1 pseudogene is annotated in these 584 nt (G+C 47.1%); it reads left to right on the top strand.

Annotation, left to right across the window (positions count from 1 at the left end):
* Positions 1-480, top strand: a pseudogene (locus HMPREF2979_RS10440) (hypothetical protein); the annotation flags it as partial.
* Positions 481-584 lie beyond the last annotated feature (104 nt).

Below are 584 nucleotides of genomic sequence, written 5' to 3'. Positions count from 1 at the left end.
GATGCTGAAGCGGATGCGCTTGCTGATTCTGATGCAGAGACTGATGCAGATGTGCTTCCTGATTCTGACGCAGATGCTGACTCAGAGGCACTTGCTGATTCTGACGCAGAGACTGATGCAGATGTGCTTGCTGATTCTGACGCAGATGCTGAAGCGGATGCGCTTGCTGATTCTGACGCTGAGACTGATGCAGATGTGCTTGCTGACTCAGAGGCAGAGACTGATGCGGACGCACTCGCTGATTCTGACGCTGAGACTGAAGCCGATGTGCTTGATGATTCTGACACAGACGCTGAAGCTGACGCTGAAGCAGACAATGACTCAGATACACTTGTTGATGCTGAGGCTGAAAGACTTGCTGATGTACTCAATGAAGTTGAAATACTTGTTGAAGCACTTGTGCTTTCAGAGGCACTCAAGAATGCTGATGTAGAAGCTGACTCTGATACTGAAACGCTTGATGAAGCAGATTCTGAATGATTTACAATGTTTGAAAGTGATTCAGAGATTGAAGTTGAAACAGAGATAGATTCTGACGTTGAAACTGACTCAGAGGCACTTGCTGATTCTGACGCAGAGACTGA

It is taken from the genome of Streptococcus sp. HMSC078H12, assembly GCF_001814615.1.
GTDB lineage: Bacteria > Bacillota > Bacilli > Lactobacillales > Streptococcaceae > Streptococcus > Streptococcus salivarius_F.
This window is presented reverse-complemented; position numbering and strand designations above follow the sequence as displayed.